General features: G+C 72.7%; 16 protein-coding genes and 1 riboswitch. Of the genes, 6 read left to right on the forward strand and 10 right to left on the reverse strand.

The genetic code is table 11. The features are described 5' to 3' along the window. Positions 1–38: 38 nt before the first annotated feature. The 6 genes from M1O15_RS08020 to M1O15_RS08045 form a co-directional block, all read right to left on the reverse strand. Positions 39–467 (reverse strand): CBS domain-containing protein, encoded by a 429-nt coding sequence (locus M1O15_RS08020; RefSeq protein ID WP_248632572.1) that lies wholly within the window; start codon positions 465–467, stop codon positions 39–41. A gap of 196 nt (positions 468–663) precedes the next feature. Then, a complete protein-coding gene (hisN, locus tag M1O15_RS08025) occupies positions 664–1,476 on the reverse strand; it encodes a histidinol-phosphatase (RefSeq protein ID WP_248632573.1) in 813 nt (270 codons plus the stop codon). Positions 1,477–1,555: 79 nt separating this feature from the next. Further along, positions 1,556–1,879 (reverse strand): DMT family transporter, encoded by a 324-nt coding sequence (locus tag M1O15_RS08030; protein WP_248632574.1) that lies wholly within the window; start codon positions 1,877–1,879, stop codon positions 1,556–1,558. Between the two features lie 133 nt (positions 1,880–2,012). Then, positions 2,013–3,023 carry a ribosome small subunit-dependent GTPase A gene (gene rsgA, locus M1O15_RS08035; RefSeq protein ID WP_248632575.1) on the reverse strand — a complete coding sequence of 337 codons (1,011 nt, stop codon included), beginning with the start codon at positions 3,021–3,023 and terminating at the stop codon, positions 2,013–2,015. Positions 3,024–3,035: 12 nt separating this feature from the next. Further along, positions 3,036–4,379: a 3-phosphoshikimate 1-carboxyvinyltransferase gene (aroA, locus tag M1O15_RS08040; RefSeq protein ID WP_248632576.1), complete on the reverse strand. Its 1,344-nt coding sequence runs from the start codon at positions 4,377–4,379 to the stop codon at positions 3,036–3,038. Between the two features lie 83 nt (positions 4,380–4,462). After that, entirely contained in the window at positions 4,463–5,215 is a 753-nt protein-coding gene (locus M1O15_RS08045) for a M50 family metallopeptidase (protein ID WP_248632577.1), read from the reverse strand. Between the two features lie 147 nt (positions 5,216–5,362). Between M1O15_RS08045 and M1O15_RS08050 the strand changes: the two genes are divergently transcribed. From M1O15_RS08050 to rsrA, 4 genes are all read left to right on the forward strand, one after another. Then, on the forward strand, positions 5,363–6,178 hold the full coding sequence (locus M1O15_RS08050) for an SOS response-associated peptidase (RefSeq protein WP_248632578.1): 816 nt from the start codon (positions 5,363–5,365) through the stop codon (positions 6,176–6,178). 39 nt (positions 6,179–6,217) lie between these two features. Beyond that, on the forward strand, positions 6,218–6,868 hold the full coding sequence (locus M1O15_RS08055; RefSeq protein WP_248632579.1) for an alpha/beta hydrolase family protein: 651 nt from the start codon (positions 6,218–6,220) through the stop codon (positions 6,866–6,868). A 302-nt stretch (positions 6,869–7,170) separates the two neighbouring features. Next, positions 7,171–7,824: a sigma-70 family RNA polymerase sigma factor gene (locus M1O15_RS08060; protein ID WP_248632580.1), complete on the forward strand. Its 654-nt coding sequence runs from the start codon at positions 7,171–7,173 to the stop codon at positions 7,822–7,824. Next, entirely contained in the window at positions 7,821–8,120 is a 300-nt protein-coding gene (gene rsrA, locus M1O15_RS08065; protein ID WP_248632581.1) for a mycothiol system anti-sigma-R factor, read from the forward strand. Before M1O15_RS08060 ends, rsrA begins: the two co-directional genes overlap by 4 nt. An 87-nt stretch (positions 8,121–8,207) precedes the next feature. On the opposite strand, the gene M1O15_RS08070 is transcribed toward rsrA, so the two are convergent. Further along, on the reverse strand, positions 8,208–9,437 hold the full coding sequence (locus M1O15_RS08070; protein ID WP_248632582.1) for a glycoside hydrolase family 64 protein: 1,230 nt from the start codon (positions 9,435–9,437) through the stop codon (positions 8,208–8,210). Between the two features lie 422 nt (positions 9,438–9,859). Here M1O15_RS08070 and M1O15_RS08075 point away from each other — a divergent pair, with 422 nt between their 5' ends. Beyond that, complete coding sequence (locus tag M1O15_RS08075; RefSeq protein ID WP_248632583.1) at positions 9,860–10,840, forward strand: tetratricopeptide repeat protein; 981 nt, start codon at positions 9,860–9,862, stop codon at positions 10,838–10,840. Positions 10,841–10,976: 136 nt separating this feature from the next. Then, on the forward strand, positions 10,977–11,609 hold the full coding sequence (gene def, locus M1O15_RS08080; RefSeq protein ID WP_248632584.1) for a peptide deformylase: 633 nt from the start codon (positions 10,977–10,979) through the stop codon (positions 11,607–11,609). 66 nt (positions 11,610–11,675) lie between these two features. Here the strand turns inward: def and M1O15_RS08085 are convergent, their stop codons facing one another. The 3 genes from M1O15_RS08085 to M1O15_RS08095 form a co-directional block, all read right to left on the reverse strand. Continuing rightward, on the reverse strand, positions 11,676–12,698 hold the full coding sequence (locus tag M1O15_RS08085) for a ribonucleotide-diphosphate reductase subunit beta (RefSeq protein ID WP_248632585.1): 1,023 nt from the start codon (positions 12,696–12,698) through the stop codon (positions 11,676–11,678). Then, entirely contained in the window at positions 12,698–15,109 is a 2,412-nt protein-coding gene (locus M1O15_RS08090; RefSeq protein ID WP_372499395.1) for a ribonucleoside-diphosphate reductase subunit alpha, read from the reverse strand. The genes M1O15_RS08085 and M1O15_RS08090 overlap by 1 nt, the downstream gene beginning before the upstream one ends. A gap of 144 nt (positions 15,110–15,253) precedes the next feature. Beyond that, positions 15,254–15,411: riboswitch (cobalamin riboswitch) on the reverse strand. Between the two features lie 236 nt (positions 15,412–15,647). Then, positions 15,648–16,142 carry a GNAT family N-acetyltransferase gene (locus M1O15_RS08095; protein ID WP_248632586.1) on the reverse strand — a complete coding sequence of 165 codons (495 nt, stop codon included), beginning with the start codon at positions 16,140–16,142 and terminating at the stop codon, positions 15,648–15,650. Between the last annotated feature and the right edge of the window lie 2 nt (positions 16,143–16,144).

Consider the following 16,144-nt stretch of genomic DNA (forward strand, 5'->3'; position numbering starts at 1 on the left):
GGCCCTCCGGCGTGCATCCGGTGCGGCCGAAAGGAGCCTCAGGCGCTCAGTGCGGTCCGGCGCCGGTCGGGCTCGGCGCGGGCGGGGGCCCAGCAGCGGATGATGTCCCGGACCGAGACGATGCCGGCGGGTTCGTCGCCGTCGACCACGATCAGATGGCGGAAGCCGCCGTGCGCCATCGCGGCGGCGGCCTGCTCCAGGGTCCAGCCGGGCGCCGCGAGGACCACGTTGTTGGTGGTGTGCGCGCCGACCGATTCCAGGTCGGGGTTCTGACCGGTGCCGACCGAGATGAGGATGTCCCGTTCGGTGAGTATGCCCAGGCCACTGGTGCCGGGGACGGTGGTGTCATGATCGAGGACCAGGGCCGCGCCGACCCGGCGGGCCGCCATCAGGGTGGCGGCCTGGCGCAGGGTGTGGGCGGGGCCGACGGTCAGCACGATCGGGCTCATGGCGTCACGGACGAGCATGGATGGAACCACCTCCTTGGTGGACGGCCTCCCTCGGGAGAACTCCCCATGAGAAACCGTTCACAAGTTCACAAGTGGGGTCCCTCTCAGAGTGGCAGCCCGCGGCGGAGCCAACAAGGGGGAGCGCGGGGCGAACCGGGCGGCGGCGGAGGCCGGGCGTCGCGCACCCCGGCGCACACCCGCCACCGCGACCCCGCTACTCGGCGGCCGACGCCCCGCGGTTCAGATACCCCAGCAGCTCCTCGTGGAGCAGCCCGTTGGAGGCGGCGGCGTTTCCGCTGTGCGGGCCCGGCTGCCCGTCCAGGCCGGTGAAGGCGCCGCCCGCCTCCTGCACCACGACCGCGGGCGCCGCCATGTCCCACAGCGACAGCTCCGGCTCGGCGGCCAGGTCGATCGCACCCTCGGCGACCATCATGTACGGCCAGAAGTCGCCGTAGCCGCGGGTGCGCCAGCAGGCCCGGGTGAGGTCCAGGAAGCCGTCCAGGCGGCCCTGCTCCTCCCAGCCGCTCAGCGAGGAGTACCCGAACGAGGCGTCCGACAGCTCCCCGACCTTCGACACATGGATACGGGACGCGGAGGTGAGGTTCCGGCCGGTGTACGCGCCGAGGTCCTTCGCCGCCCACCAGCGGCGGCCCAGCGCCGGGGCCGAGACCAGCCCCACCACCGGCTGGAAGCCCCCCGGACCGGCCTCCATCAGCGCGATCAGGGTCGCCCACACCGGCACCCCGCGCACGTAGTTCTTGGTGCCGTCGATCGGGTCGACCACCCAGCGGCGCGGGCCGGTGCCCTCCTGGCCGTACTCCTCACCGAGCACCGAGTCCCGGGGCCTCGCCCGCTTCAGCTGGCCCCGGATCAGCTCCTCCGCCGCCCGGTCGGCCTCGCTCACCGGCGTCATGTCCGGCTTGGTCTCGACCTTCAGGTCCAGCGCCTTGAAGCGGTCCATGGTGGCGGCGTCGGCGGCGTCGGCCAGCACATGGGCGAGTCGGAGGTCATCGTGGTAGTCGGCCATGTCTCCGACTCTAACCCCGGGCCCGGGGCGGACGATCACCCGTCCGGCGGACGGGATCCCGCACTCGGAGCGGAAGCGCTCAGTGCGAGGAGCCGGAGAGCTGGAGCCCGATCACGCCCAGGATGACCAGCGAGATGGAGATGATCTTCAACGTGGAGACCAGGTCGCCGAGGAAGAGCATCCCGTAGATCGCGGTGCCCGCCGCGCCGATGCCGGTCCACACCGCGTACGCCGGACCGATGTCCAGCTTCCGCAGCGACAGCGTCAGCAGCCCGAAGCTGCCCAGCGCGAACGCGGCGAACGCCACCGTGGGCCAGAGCCGGGTGAACCCCTGCGACAGCTTCAGGCAGACCGCGAACCCGGTCTCCAGCAGCCCGGCGGCGATCACCAGCAGCCACGCCATCGTGCGTACCTCCCGCGTCCCGCGACGGTCGTCGTGGCAGCGAGTATGCACACAGCCCCCCGGCCTCCCGGCGGACGTGCGGCCGTCGGCCGATCTCGCGTCGCACCCGGCGGCGGTACGGGCGATGGCCGCCTCAGTCGCCCTCGCGCCGCTCGCGGGTGGCCAGCAGCCGGCGCAGCGACTCCAGCCGGGCCGGGTCCGCGTGCCCCTCCGCCACATAGGCGTCCAGCGCGCAGTCCGGCTCGTCGTGGCCGCAGGCCCGGGGGCAGTTCTCGGTGCCCGGCACCAGATCGGGGAAGGCGAGGATCACCCGGGACGGGTCCACATGGTGCAGCCCGAAGGACCGCACCCCCGGGGTGTCGATCACCCAGCCGTCCGCCCCGGCCAGCGGCAGCGCCAGCGCCGAGGTGGTGGTGTGCCGGCCGCGCCCGGTGACCGCGTTGACCTGCCCGGTCACCCGCCGCCGCTCCTCGCCCACCAGCGCGTTGACCAGGGTGGTCTTGCCGACGCCCGAGTGGCCGACGAAGGCGGTGGTCCGCCCGGCCAGCTGCTCGCGCACCCGGTCGGCGCCGTCCCCCTCGTACAGCTCCTCCCGGCTGGTGACGACATACGGGATGTCCAGCGCCCCGTACATCGCCAGCAGCTCCTTGGGCGAGGCCAGATCGGACTTGGTGAGCACCAGCAGCGGCTCCAGACCGCCGTCGTACGCGGCCACCAGGCAGCGGTCGATCATCCGCGGCCGCGGCTCGGGGTCGGCCAGCGCGGTGACCACCGCCAGCTGGTCGGCGTTGGCGACCACCACCCGCTCGTACGGGTCGTCGTCGTCCGCGGTGCGGCGCAGCACCGACTCCCGCTCGCCGATCCGGACGATCCGGGCCAGGGTGTCCTTCTTCCCGGACATGTCCCCGACCAGGGACACCCGGTCGCCGACCACCGCCGCCTTGCGGCCCAGCTCACGGGCCTTCATCGCCAGCACCGTGCGCCCGTCGACCAGGCAGGTCAGCCGGCCCCGGTCCACGGTGAGGACCATGCCCTCGGCGGCGTCCTCGTGCTTGGGCCGGATGCTGGTACGCGGCCGGTTGCCCTTGCGGTTGGGGCGGGAGCGGATGTCGTCCTCGTCGGTGTGCTTGCCGTAGCGCCGCATCGTCGTCAGGCCCTACGCATTCCGGTCCGCTCCCACGGGCTCCAGTCCGAGCATCCCGGTCCACATGGCCGGGAAGTCCGGCAGGGTCTTCGCGGTGGTCGCCACGTTCTCGATCTCCACACCCGGCACCGCCAGGCCGATCACCGCGCCCGCGGTCGCCATCCGGTGGTCGTCATAGGTGTGGAACACCCCGCCGCGCAGCGGACGCGGCCGGATGGCCAGCCCGTCGGCGGTCTCGGTGACATCGCCGCCCAGGCCGTTGATCTCCTTGGTCAGCGCGGCCAGCCGGTCCGTCTCGTGCAGCCGCAGATGCGCCACCCCGCGCAGCACCGACGGCGAGTCCGCCAGCGCGGCCACCGCGGCGATCCCCGGGGTCAGCTCGCCGACCTCGCCGAGGTCCACGTCGATGCCGTGGATCGCGCCCGTACCGGAGAAGACCAGGCCCTGCTCGGTCAGCTCGCAGGAACCGCCCATCGCGGTGAAGATCTCCCGCAGCGCGTCACCGGGCTGGGTGGTCCGCTCCGGCCAGTCCGGGATCACCACCCGGCCGCCGGTGACCAGCGCCGCCGCCAGGAAGGGCTGCGCGTTGGACAGGTCCGGCTCCACTGTGAGGTCCCGGCCCAGCAGCGCCGACGGGGACACCCGCCACACATCCGGCTCGCCGCCCGTCTCCGGCTCGTCCACCTGCGCGCCGACCGCCCGCAGCATGTCCACCGTCATCCGGATGTGCGGCATCGACGGCAGCCGCGAACCGGTGTGCCGCACCTCCACGCCCTGGTTGAACCGGGGCGCCGACAGCAGCAGCGCGCTGACGAACTGCGAGGACGAGGAGGCGTCGATCTCCACCGGGCCGCCCTCCAGCGCCCCGGCGCCGTGCACCGTCAGCGGCAGCGCGCCGCGCCCCTCGTCGTCGATCCGGGCGCCCAGCGCGCGCAGCGCGTCGATCACCCCGTGCAGCGGGCGCTCGTAGGAGCGCGGGTCGCCGTCGAAGCGGACCTCGCCGTCGGCCAGCGCGGCCACCGGCGGCAGGAAGCGCATCACGGTGCCCGCGTTGCCGACGTCCACCGCCGCCGGGCCGTGCAGCCGCGCCGGGATGACCCGCCAGGCCTCACCGGTGCCGTCCGGGCCGACGCCCTCCTCGATGCCCACGCCCAGGGTGCGCAGCGCCTGGGCCATCAGCAGGGTGTCCCGGGAGCGCAGCGGGCGGCGCAGCCAGCCCGGCTCGGAGGCGAGCGCGGCCAGCACCAGCGCGCGGTTGGTGACCGATTTCGAACCGGGCACGGTGACGGTCGCGTCGACGGCTCCGCTCGCGTGCGGGGCGGTCCAGAGATCAAGGTGGGCGGGGGTGTCGGCCATGCCCCTCACTTTAGTCGGGCGCCGGGGGGCGGGCGGAGCCCGGACCGACTGGTGAGAAGGGCCGACGATCGCGGGTTGCGGCCCTACAGGCCGAGCAGCCAGCGCCCGCCGCCGATCAGCGAGCAGAGCGACACCGTGTGGAAGAGGAACAGCCACATCGCCCCCGGGACGTGCGTCAGCCGCGCCAGCTGGTCGGCGTCCGAGTCCGGCGCCCCGCCGTGCCGCCGCTTCCGCTGGAGCTCGAACACCGGCCGCACCCCGCCCAGCAGCAGGAACCACACCGCCGCGTACGCGAACGCCGACTGCACCTGCGGGGTGGTCAGCCAGGACACCAGCACGAACGCCCCGCCGGTCAGCACCACGGTGAGCATCCCGTAGGCGTTGCGGACCATCACCAGCAGCGCCAGCAACAGCGCGGTGGCCACCCACAGCAGCAGGGTGATCCGGTGCGCGGCCAGCAGCCAGGCGCCGCCGAGGCCCAGCAGCGAGGGCGCCGTGTAGCCGGCCGCCGCGGTCAGCACCATGCCCAGACCGGTCGGCTTGCCCCGGCTCACCGTCAGCCCGCTGGTGTCCGAGTGCAGCCGGATGCCGTCCAGCCGCCGCCCGGTGACCACCGCGAGCAGCCCGTGGCCGCCCTCATGGGCGATGGTGATCGCGTTGCGGGAGATCCGCCACAGCGCCCACGGCCCCACCGCCACCAGCGAGGCCACCCCGGTGGCGATCACCAGCCACAGGTCGGGGGCGGGCTGGAGCCCGGACAGCCGCTCCCACAGCGAGCCGGGGTCGAAGCCGTCCGGGGCGGCGGCGGTCGGATGCGCAGACGTGTACGGGCTCATACAGGGGACGACTCCTCGCGGTGGCCGGGGGGTTCCCGCATACGCGTGACGGGTGCGGGGGACCACACTCTCACCCGTACGGGCGTAGGGGCGGAGGCCCGGCCCCGTACGCTCGAAGGGCGACGACACGGAGGGGTGGAGAGCGGGATGTGCGGACGGTACGCGGCGAGCCGCAAGCCCGAGGACCTGGCGGGGGTCTTCGAGGTGGAGAAGTGGGAGCCCGAGGAGACCCTGGCGCCCGACTACAACGTGGCCCCCACCAAGGAGGTCTACGCCGTCCTGGAGCGCCCGGTGAAGGGCGCCGAGGACAGGAGCCCGGTCCGCCAGCTGCGCACCCTGAAGTGGGGCCTGGTCCCCTCCTGGTCCAAGACCCCCGAGGGCGCCGCCCGCCTGATCAACGCCCGGGCCGAGACGGTGCATGAGAAGCCCTCCTACCGGCGGGCCTTCGCCGAGCGCCGCTGCCTGCTGCCCGCCGACGGCTACTACGAGTGGGTCACCGGCACCCAGGAGCGCGAGCTGGAGGTGGAGGGCAGGAAGAAGCGGCCCCGCAAGCAGCCCTACTTCGTCACCCCCGCCGACGGCTCGGTGCTGGCGCTGGCCGGGCTGTACGAGTTCTGGCGCGACCGCACCCTGCCCGACGACCACCCCAGCGCCTGGTGGGTGACCTGCTCGGTGATCACCACCGAGGCGGAGACCGGCCCGCTGGGGGTCGCCCCCGCCGAGGGCCCGCGCTCGCTGGCCGACATCCACCCCCGGATGCCGCTGATGCTCACCCCCGACCGCTGGGACGCCTGGCTCGACCCCTCGCGCACCGGCGGCGAGGAGCTGCGCGAACTGCTCAGCCCGCCGCCCGAGGGCCTGATGCGCGCCTACCCGGTCACCACCGCCGTCAGCAACGTCCGCAACAACGGCCCCGAGCTGCTGGAGGAGCTGCCCGCCCCGGAGGAGCAGACCCTCTTCTGAATCCCGCCTCCCCGCAGTCCGGCGGTGCAGGATGGCCGGATGAGCACGACACCTCCGCCCCGCACCGAGACCGTCCCCACCGGGGGCGGTGACGCCCGGATCACCTGGTACGAGGCCCCCGGCGCCGCGCTGGTCCTCGCCCTCGGGCACGGCGCGGGCGGCGGCGTCGAGGCGCGGGACCTGGTGGCGCTGGCCGCCGCGCTGCCCGCCGCCGGGGTGAGCGTCGCCCTGGTGGAGCAGCCCTGGCGGGTCGCCGGGAGGAAGCTCGCCCCGGCGCCCAAGCGGCTCGACGAGGCCTGGCGGGACCTGTGGCCCGCGCTGCGGGCGGCCGGGCGCCCGGTGGTGGCCGGCGGACGCAGCGCCGGGGCCCGGGTCGTCTGCCGTACCGCGCACGAGCTGGGCGCCCACGCGGTGCTCGCGCTCTCCTTCCCGCTCCACCCGCCGGGCCGCCCGGGAAGCAGCCGGGCCGCCGAGCTGCTCGGCGCCGGCGGCGGGGTGCCGGTGCTGGTGGTGCAGGGCGCGGCGGACCCGTTCGGCCGCCCGGCGGAGTTCCCCGAGGGCGGCCATGAGCTGGTGGAGGTGCCCTACGCGGACCACGGCTTCGCGGTGCCCAAGCGGGCGCCGGTCGGTCAGGACCAGGCCCTGGCCGTGATCACCGGGCGGGTGGCGGAGTGGGTGGGCGGCCTGTGACCGCCCTCGCGGGGAATGCCGACAGCAGGCGAGGTGTTGACGGGGACGTCGGTGCGCGGGGGCGCCGGCCGCCGTAGCAGACACACCACCAGGAGTAGGGAGTCCGACGCATGGGTTCGACCATCTGCCCGAGTCGCCCGGAGGCCGCCGCGGACGCGGTCCGGGTGGTGCTGCCCTCGGCGCGCACCGCGCCCGGCCGCACGCCGGGCGGAGCGAATCGGAAAGGACGGTCGGCGGAAGGTCGACTATTCTCCGATTCGAGCGGGTCCGCACCGGGTCTCGCCACCGCAGCGCTGGAGGAGGTGGGTCCGGTCACTGGGACCGACACGGGGACCGACGGCGGCCACGAGGAGACCGCGGCCGAGCGCAACGCGCGCTTCGAGCGGGACGCCCTGGAGTACCTGGACCAGATGTACTCCGCGGCGCTGCGCATGACGCGCAACCCGGCCGACGCCGAGGACCTGGTGCAGGAGACCTACGCCAAGGCGTACGGCTCGTTCCACCAGTTCCGTGAGGGCACCAACCTCAAGGCCTGGCTGTACCGCATCCTCACCAACACCTTCATCAACTCGTACCGCAAGAAGCAGCGGGAACCGCAGCGCAGCGCGGCCGAGGAGATCGAGGACTGGCAGCTCGCCCGTGCCGAGTCGCATATGTCGACCGGACTGCGGTCCGCCGAGTCCCAGGCGCTGGACCACCTGCCGGACTCCGATGTGAAGTCGGCCCTCCAGGCCATCCCGGAGGAGTTCCGGATCGCGGTCTACCTCGCCGATGTCGAGGGCTTCGCCTACAAGGAGATCGCGGACATCATGGGGACCCCCATCGGCACCGTGATGTCCCGACTGCACCGCGGACGGCGCCAGCTGCGCGGAATGCTGGAGGACTACGCCCGTGAGCGCGGGCTGGTGCCCGCCGGCGCCGGGGAGTCGAACGACCGGAAGGGCTCGGGCTCATGAGCTGCGGAGAGCCGCACGAGACGGAGTGCTCCGAGATCCTGGACCACCTGTACGAGTTCCTCGACCGCGAGATGCCCGACAGCGACTGCACCAAGTTCGAGGTGCACTTCGGGGAGTGCTCGCCGTGCCTGGAGAAGTACGGGCTGGAGCAGGCGGTGAAGAAGCTGGTCAAGCGGTGCTGCGGCCATGACGACGTGCCGAGCGACCTGCGGGCCAAGGTCATGGGCCGGATCGAGCTGATCCGCGCCGGGGAGCCGGTGCCGGACCACGAGATCTCGCCCACCACCCAGGAGTAGGCCCCCCCGCACACGAGAGCCCGGCCCACCGCGCCGCCGCGCGGTGGGCCGAGCCGTCTCGGGACGCCCGGATGGCTCCGGGACTGGTCAGTCGAGCGGGTCCAGGGTGACGTAGGCCTGCTGCGGGTTGCCGTCGTGCACCAGGGACTCGTGCGCGCCGACGTCGTCAAAGGCGAACGCGTACGCCTTGCCGTCGGCCATCCGGGAGTGGATCGCCTTGGCGTAGTGGTTGGTCGAGGCGTCCTGGTAGAAGCCGGCGGACGAGGAGTCGGGCTGGTTGGCGTTGGTCAGCAGCGTGGTGCGGTTGAAGCCCGCGCACAGGGTCCGCGAGATCGGTCCGCGCACCTGGTCGTTGGGGGCGTCCAGCCGCTTGTAGCAGCCGAACACGCTGTCCGCGTCCGGCTTCTGGAACGAGGTGACCACCCGGCCGGAGCCGTCGGTGAAGTTCATGACCCCGCCGGAGACCCGGCCGAAGTACTTGGTGTCCGGCTGGTGGGCGAACGGGGTCACGGTGAGTGTGGAGCCGGCGTACCTGCTCCACACCCGGTTGATGTAGTCGTCCATGACAGTGGCCGGCAGCGCGCCGGTGCCCACGCCGTGGCCGGGGGAGAGCACGCGGAGCACCGAGCCGTCCGGTCCGTTCTGGATCAGCCCGCCCCAGCCGCCCGGCTGGTTGCGCACCGCGTCGATCACCCCGCGGTAGCCGCCGGGCTTGAGGTGGCCGGTGGTGCGGACGGCCCCGTCGCCGCCCTTGACCCCGACCGCGTAGGGGGCGGAGAACATGTCGACCTGGGTGCTGTTGATCCACAGCCCGCCGTCGTTGAGCGTGTACTCGGACCAGTTGAACAGGGTGTTCCGGTTGGGGTCGGAGGGGTTCTGCACGGCCGGCTGGACCAGCCCGCCGGTGGTGAGCCGGAAGTCCAGCTTCTTCCCGTACGAGAAGTAGACCCGGCCGGAGAACTTCGGCAGCCGGATGGTCACCGAGCCCCCGTTGGCGGGCCCGGCGATGGAGGCGTCCGGCGCCGGGGTGGGCGGGTTGCCGCCGGCCGGCCACGGGTGGAAGGTCCCGCCCGCGTCCGCCCAGCCCTGGCGCCCGCTGGCCAGGTCGGTGCCCAGGTTGTAGAGGTACACCGGCTGGCTGCGCCTGGAGTTGTTGGTGAAGGTGATCGGGATGGTGGCCGGGACGGCCTGGGCGGCGGCCTTGGCGGGCTCCTGGGCGGCGTCCGCCTTCTCGGCGAAGGTGCCGGTGGCGGTCAGCCCCGCGGCGCAGAGCGCCGCGGCGGCTGCGGAGAGAAGCAACTTCTTTGCTGATGGCATGGGTTACCTCCTCGTCGGCATGACGAGGTCGTGGGGGGAGAGGCCCGCGCCGTGGGGAGACGAGAGCGCTCTGAGAGCGCTCTCAGATTGGCGTGAACCAAACAACTCGTCAAGATGTACGGAACGTTTCGCCGCCGTGTTCAGGGCGAGCCACGGTCTCCGGGACGACCGCGGTCCCCTCTGCGCGGCAAGCGAGCCAAAGGGGCGCGCGGCTGCCGAAAGGGAGTCGCGCGCAGGGAGCGAGGCACGAGCGACCGAGCACGTCGACCGTCGGCAGTCGCCTAAAGCGCCCCGGCGGCGAGCTTGCCGCCGGAGATTGGGGTAACCCATGGGTAATGAGCGGGCGTCCTGCCGGGCATGGTTGGATGCGAACAAGAGGGTGTTCGGGGGCAGAGACCCTCGGCGACCGGCAGGCGGGAATCGTGAGGATCTTCGGGAAGGTACGGCATCGGCCCTCCGCCTCGTGGCGGCAGGCCACCGACCGCGCGTTCACGCTGATCGGGGACGGGCGGTACGAGGACGCGGGCGCGCTGCTGACGCGCGCGGCCGATCTGGAGCCCTGGCTCTCGGAGTCGTGGTTCAACCTGGCGCTGCTGCACAAGTTCCGGCATGACTGGGAGCAGGCCCGTACGGCGGGGCTGCGGGCGGTCGCGCTGCTGGACAAGGAGGCCGGGGCACCCGACTGGTGGAACGTGGGGATCGCGGCCACCGCGCTCCAGGACTGGCCGCTGGCGCGCCGGGCCTGGCAGGCGTACGGACTGAAGGTGCCCGGGTCGGCGGTCACCGGCGGGGAGCCGGCCGGGATGGAGCTGGGCAGCGCCGCGGTGCGGCTGTCGCCGGAGGGCGAGGCCGAGGTGGTGTGGGGCCGGCGGCTGGATCCGGCCCGGATCGAGGTGCTGTCGGTGCCGCTGCCGTCCTCCGGGCGGCGCTGGGGCGAGGTCGTGCTGCACGACGGCGTCCCGCACGGCGAGCGGACCACCGGCGCGGGCCACAGCTTCCCGGTGTTCGACGAGATCGAGCTCTGGGCGCCCTCGCCGGTGCCGACCTGGGTGGTGCTGCTGGAGGCGGCGACCGAGGCGGACCGGGACGCGCTGGAGACGCTGGCGGCGGACGCCGGGTTCGCGGCCGAGGACTGGTCGTCCTCGGTGCGGCTGCTGTGCCGGTCGTGCTCGGAGTCGACCATGCCGGCGGCCGAGGGCGAGGGCGAGCACCTGGACCCGCACGACCGCAGCGAGCCGGGGCACCCGGGGCCGCTCGGCCACCGTTCGCCGGGCGAGCTGTGGGTGCCGGAGCGGGAGTGCGGGATCGCCGCCCCGCCCGGACTGGTGCGTGGGCTGCTGGACGGCTGGGTCGCCGACAGCCCGGACAGCCGCGAGTGGCGGGACCTGGAAGAGGTCTGCTGAGGCCCGGCCCCTCGGGGTGGGACGGCCCGTCCGGGCCGTCCCGTACGGACTAGGCTGTACGGGCACACGCTCACCGCGGACCGGTCCCGGCCACCGGCGGTGGCTTCCGAGATCCAGAAAGGCGCGAGTGGCGGACATGGCGGAGCAGCAGACGGCTTTGCGGGTGGACGACGAGGGCTTCGTCATCGACACCGAGGACTGCGAGGAGCGCGAGGCCGCCCACCGCGAGCGCGGCACCTCCCGCCCCATCACGGTCGTCGGCAACCCGGTGCTGCACAAGGAGTGCGAGGACGTCACCGAGTTCGGCGAGGAGCTGGCCCGGCTGGTGGACGACATGTTCGCCAGCCAGCGCACCGCCGAGGGCGTGGGCCTGGCCGCCAACCAGATCGGGGTGGACCTGAAGGTCTTCGTCTACGACTGCCCGGACGACGAGGGCGTGCGGCACACGGGTGTGGTGTGCAACCCGGTGCTGGACGAGCTGGCCCCCGAGCTGCGGGTGCTGGACGACTCCAACGAGGGCTGCCTCTCGGTGCCGACCGCGTACGCCTCGCTGGCCCGGCCCGACTACGCCTCGGTGCGCGGCCAGGACGTCCAGGGCAACCCGATCCGGGTGCGCGGCACCGGCTACTTCGCCCGCTGCCTCCAGCACGAGACGGACCACCTGTACGGGTACCTGTACATCGACCGGCTCTCCAAGCGGGAGCGCAAGGACGCCCTGAAGCAGATGGCCGAGGGCACCCCGCGCTACCCGGTCGTCGCCAACGACTGACCGGCGTATACGAAAGAAGGCCCGCCCCCTCGTCCAGGGAGCGGGCCTTCTTCGTACAGCGGACCCTCAGAAGTCCTCGTCCAGGTCCACCGAGCCCTGCACCGCCACCTGGTAGGCGGAGACGCGGCGCTCGAAGAAGTTGGTCAGCTCCTGGACGCCCTGGAGCTCCATGAACGAGAACGGGTTCTGCGAGCCGTAGACCGGGGCGAAGCCCAGGCGCTGGAGGCGCTGGTCGGCGACGCACTCCAGGTACTCGCGCATCGACTCGGTGTTCATGCCGGGCAGGCCGTCACCGCACAGGTCGCGGCCGAACTGGAGCTCGGCCTCCACGGCCTCCTTCAGCATGTCGGTGACCTGCTGGGTCAGCTCCTCGTCGAAGAGCTCCGGCTCCTCCTTGCGGACGGTGTCCACGACCTCGAAGGCGAAGTTCATGTGCATCGTCTCGTCGCGGAACACCCAGTTGGTGCCGGTGGCCAGGCCGTGCAGCAGGCCGCGCGAGCGGAACCAGTAGACGTAGGCGAAGGCCCCGTAGAAGAACAGGCCCTCGATGCACGCCGCGAAGCAGATCAGGTTCAGCAGGAAGCGGCGGCGGTCGGCCTTGGTCTCCAGCCGGTCGATCTTCTCGACGGAGTCCATCCACTTGAAGCAGAACTGGGCCTTCTCGCGGATGGAGGGGATGTTCTCCACCGCGTCGAACGCCGCCGCGCGGTCCTCCGGGTCGGGGAGGTAGGTGTCGAGCAGCGTCAGATAGAACTGGACGTGCACGGCCTCCTCGAACAGCTGGCGCGAGAGGTACAGCCGCGCCTCGGGGGAGTTGATGTGCTTGTAGAGCGTCAGCACCAGGTTGTTGGCGACGATCGAGTCACCGGTGGCGAAGAAGGCCACCAGCCGCCCGATCATGTGCTGCTCGCCCGGGGACAGCTTGGCGAGGTCGGCCACGTCGGAGTGGAGGTCGACCTCCTCCACGGTCCAGGTGTTCTTGATGGCGTCGCGGTAGCGCTCGTAGAAGTCCGGGTAGCGCATCGGACGCAGGGTCAGCTCGAAGCCCGGGTCGAGCAGGTTCTTCTGGGTCTCGTTCGTGGTGCTCATCACTGGCAGGCCTCGCAGGACTCGGGGTTCTCAAGGGAGCAGGCGACCGCGTCCGGGTCGGCGGCCTGCTGCACGGGGATGGTGGCGGTGCCGGTGGGCGCGGTGGCGGCGGCCGGGGTCTGGCCGCCGGCGGCGCGGGCGATCCGGGTGGCCGGGCGGGAGCGCAGGTAGTACGTGGTCTTCAGACCCTGCTTCCAGGCGTACGCGTACATCGACGACAGCTTGCCGATGGTGGGCGTCTCCAGGAACAGGTTCAGCGACTGCGACTGGTCCAGGAACGGGGTGCGGGCGGCGGCCATGTCGATCAGGCCGCGCTGCGGGATCTCCCAGGCCGTGCGGTACAGCGCCCGGACGTCCTCGGGCACCCAGGTGAAGCCCTGCACCGAGCCGTTGGAGTCGCGCAGCGCCTCACGGGTCTGCGCGTCCCAGACGCCGAGCTTCTTCAGCTCGGCCACCAGGTAGGCGTTGACCTGGAGGAACTCACCCGACAGGGTCTCGCGCTTGAACAGGTTGGAGACCTGCGGCTCGATGCACTCGTAGACACCGGCGATGGAGGCGATGGTCGCGGTCGGGGCGATCGCCAGCAGCAGCGAGTTGCGCATCCCGGTGGTGGCGACCCGCTCGCGCAGCGCCGTCCAGCGCTCCGGCCAGTTCAGCTCCACGTCGTAGTGGTCCGGGTGCAGCACCCCGCGCGCGGTCCGGGTCTTCTCCCAGGCGGGCAGCGGGCCGTGCCGCTCCGCGAGGTCGCAGGAGGCCTCGTAGGAGGCGAGCATGATCCGCTCGGCGATCCGGGTGGAGAGCGCCCGCGCCTCGGGGGAGTCGAACGGCAGCTTCAGCTGGAAGAAGACGTCCTGGAGGCCCATCGCGCCCAGACCCACCGGGCGCCACTTGGAGTTGGAGTTGCCGGCCTGCTCGGTCGGGTAGAAGTTGATGTCCACCACGCGGTCGAGGAAGGTCACGGCGGTGCGCACGGTGGCGTCCAGCCGCTCCCAGTCGATGTCCCCGTCCTTGACGAAGGCGCCGAGGTTGACCGAGCCGAGGTTGCAGACGGCCGTCTCGCCGTCGTCGGTGACCTCCAGGATCTCGGTGCACAGGTTGGAGGAGTGCACCACCGCGCCGGACTCGGCGGTCTGGTTGGCGGTCCGGTTGGAGGCGTCCTTGAAGGTCATCCAGCCGTTGCCGGTCTGCGCCAGGGTGCGCATCATCCGGCCGTACAGCTCACGCGCCGGCATGGTCTTGCGGGCCAGCCCGGCGGCCTCCGCCTTGCGGTAGGCGGCGTCGAACTCCTCGCCGTACAGATCCACCAGCTCCGGCACGTCGGCCGGGGAGAACAGCGACCAGGGCTGGTCGGCGTTGACCCGGCGCATGAACTCGTCCGGGATCCAGTGCGCCAGGTTGAGGTTGTGGGTGCGCCGGGCGTCCTCGCCGGTGTTGTCCCGCAGCTCCAGGAACTCCTCGATGTCCGCGTGCCAGGTCTCCAGGTAGACCGCGGCCGCGCCCTTGCGCCGCCCGCCCTGGTTGACCGCCGCCACCGAGGCGTCCAGCGTCTTCAGGAACGGCACGATGCCGTTGGAGTGCCCGTTGGTGCCCCGGATCAGCGAACCGCGGGAGCGGATACGGGAGTAGGCGATGCCGATGCCGCCGGCGTGCTTGGAGAGCCGGGCCACCTGGTGGTAGCGGTCGTAGATCGAGTCCAGCTCGTCGGCGGGGGAGTCCAGCAGGTAGCAGGAGGACATCTGCGGGTGCCGGGTACCGGAGTTGAACAGCGTCGGCGAGGACGGCAGGTAGTCCAGCCGGCTCATCAGCCGGTAGAGGGAGGCCACCTCGTCCACCGCGCGTACGGAGTCGTCCTCGGCGAGACCGGCGGCGACCCGGAGCATGAAGTGCTGCGGGGTCTCGATCACCTTGCGGGTGATCGGGTGGCGCAGCAGATAGCGGGAGTAGAGGGTGCGCAGCCCGAAGTAGCCGAAGCGGTCGTCGGCGCCGAGGTCGATCAGCGCGTCCAGGGTGTCCGCGTGCAGCGCCGCGAACGCGGCCGTGCGGTCGGCGATCAGCCCCTCGCGGTGCCCCACCGCCACCGAGGCCGAGAACGACACCGCGCCCTGGCCGGCCGCCTCCTCGGCGATGGTCCGGGTCAGCAGCCTGGCGGCGAGCCGCGAGTAGGCGGGGTCCTCGGAGATCAGCCCGGCGGCGGCCTCGGTGGCCAGCTCCCGCAGCTCCGCCTCGTCCGAGCCGGCGTGCCGGCCACGCAGCGCGGCGGCGGCGACCCGGCCGGGGTCGGTGTCGGGCAGGTCGGCGGTGAGGTCGGTCAGGGTGCGCAGCAGCGCGGTACCGGGACCGTCGGCGCTCACCCCCGCGGTCTGCTCCGGTTCCGTGACGCGTGAGGCCGGATCGGCTGGCGCGATGGTCACGTGGGGCTCTCCCTCGCTCGGCTCGGGGCCTCGATGGCGTGGCGGCGGGGAGCGCGAGAGCGGCTTGCCCGGGCACAGGGCAGCACGGCTCGCGTCCACCGGCCCACTCCGCGAGGCCCGGACGTCTGGACACCCGGGCCGGTCGGTCCGAGTGTGCTGCCGGCAGGTCGTCGGACTCACGGCGCGCCCGGGCCGGTACGGCTTGGGGGCGCGTACCGGGGCGGAAACACACCGGTTTCACCGTTGCGGGACAGTTCCGGATTCACACCGGATTCCCCTGCGGCGACAGCAGGAATGAGCATACATCTGGTGGGCGCTCGCGAAAGCACCCCCCAGATGTTGTGTCGGCCCGTACAAGTCGTGTCCATCCGCACACCTGTGGTGTCCGCCCCCGCCACCCTGCGGGAACAGGCCAAGGGGCACCTGGGCGACCGGCCGCGGAGGCCGGGGCCGCACGGGGCGCGCCCGGACCGGGGCGTGGCGCCGGGCCACCCGGATGGCCCCCTCGCGGCCGTCCGAGTGCCCTTGCCGACTGCGTTCAGACGTCCCGGCCGTAGGTGTGCAGGGTGACGCCGGGGAGGGGCGCCCAGTCGCGGGCGGGGGTGCGGTCGAAGCCGACCCGGCGGTAGAGGCGCTGGGCGGCGGCCATGGCCAGATGCGAGGAGAGCACCACCCGCCGGCAACCGGGCACCGCCCGGGCCCGGTCGACGCAGGCCCGCACCAGCGCCTCGCCCGCGCCCCGGCCGCGCGCCTCGCGGTCCACCGCCAGCATCCGGATCTCCGCCTCGCCCGCCCCGGCGAGATCCGCCCCCGCCCCGGCCGCCAGGGCCACCCCGCCGAGCACCCGCCCGGTGTCGTCCACGGCGACCAGCACCTCCGCCTCGGCGGCCCGGCGCGCCACATCGCGCAGCGCGACCAGGTACTCGTCGGCCTCGCCGAACTCCAGCAGCCCGTCGGCCAGGTACGCCCGCGCGGTGACCTCGCCCAGCGCGGTGTGCTCCTCGGGGCGTACCGCCCTGATGGTGATGTCCATAA

Source organism: Streptomyces lichenis, assembly GCF_023218175.1.
In the GTDB taxonomy this organism is placed as follows: Bacteria; Actinomycetota; Actinomycetes; order Streptomycetales; family Streptomycetaceae; genus Streptomyces; species Streptomyces lichenis.

Coding starts and splice junctions, on each gene's coding strand:
- M1O15_RS08095 (WP_248632586.1), bottom strand. CDS start 16,142: ATGGACATCACCATCAGGGCGGTACGCCCCGAGGAGCACACCGCGCTG.
- hisN (WP_248632573.1), bottom strand. CDS start 1,476: ATGGCCGACTACCACGATGACCTCCGACTCGCCCATGTGCTGGCCGAC.
- M1O15_RS08070 (WP_248632582.1), bottom strand. CDS start 9,437: ATGCCATCAGCAAAGAAGTTGCTTCTCTCCGCAGCCGCCGCGGCGCTC.
- rsgA (WP_248632575.1), bottom strand. CDS start 3,023: ATGCGGCGCTACGGCAAGCACACCGACGAGGACGACATCCGCTCCCGC.
- M1O15_RS08055 (WP_248632579.1), top strand. CDS start 6,218: ATGAGCACGACACCTCCGCCCCGCACCGAGACCGTCCCCACCGGGGGC.
- rsrA (WP_248632581.1), top strand. CDS start 7,821: ATGAGCTGCGGAGAGCCGCACGAGACGGAGTGCTCCGAGATCCTGGAC.
- M1O15_RS08020 (WP_248632572.1), bottom strand. CDS start 467: ATGCTCGTCCGTGACGCCATGAGCCCGATCGTGCTGACCGTCGGCCCC.
- M1O15_RS08030 (WP_248632574.1), bottom strand. CDS start 1,879: ATGGCGTGGCTGCTGGTGATCGCCGCCGGGCTGCTGGAGACCGGGTTC.
- aroA (WP_248632576.1), bottom strand. CDS start 4,379: ATGGCCGACACCCCCGCCCACCTTGATCTCTGGACCGCCCCGCACGCG.
- M1O15_RS08050 (WP_248632578.1), top strand. CDS start 5,363: ATGTGCGGACGGTACGCGGCGAGCCGCAAGCCCGAGGACCTGGCGGGG.
- M1O15_RS08085 (WP_248632585.1), bottom strand. CDS start 12,698: ATGAGCACCACGAACGAGACCCAGAAGAACCTGCTCGACCCGGGCTTC.
- M1O15_RS08045 (WP_248632577.1), bottom strand. CDS start 5,215: ATGAGCCCGTACACGTCTGCGCATCCGACCGCCGCCGCCCCGGACGGC.
- def (WP_248632584.1), top strand. CDS start 10,977: ATGGCGGAGCAGCAGACGGCTTTGCGGGTGGACGACGAGGGCTTCGTC.